The sequence below is a fragment of the Marinobacter halodurans genome, assembly GCF_004327985.1.
Taxonomy (GTDB): Bacteria; Pseudomonadota; Gammaproteobacteria; order Pseudomonadales; family Oleiphilaceae; genus Marinobacter_A; species Marinobacter_A halodurans.
Map to the genome: position 1 here is coordinate 1 of NZ_SJDL01000247.1, position 246 is coordinate 246.

General features: G+C 59.8%; 1 pseudogene. It reads left to right on the forward strand.

The features are described 5' to 3' along the window. Positions 1-246, forward strand: a pseudogene (locus EZI54_RS25230) (group II intron reverse transcriptase/maturase); the annotation flags it as partial.

A 246-nucleotide genomic window follows, 5' to 3' on the forward strand; every position in this document is an offset into this window, starting at 1 on the left:
CGGTCATGGCTCTGGATGGCTGGATAAGGCGGCGACTTCGCCTGATTCTGTGGCAGCAATGGAAGCGAGCCCACACGCGGGCCCGCAACCTGATGCGGTTAGGTCTGAGCGAGCCTAGAGCTTGGACAAGCGCGATGAATGGTCGTGGACCTTGGTGGAATAGTGGCGCGTCGCATATGAACGCGGCCCTGCCCAAGAAGGTGTTCGACCGCCTGTCTCTGGTAAGCTTGCTGGATACGATGAACC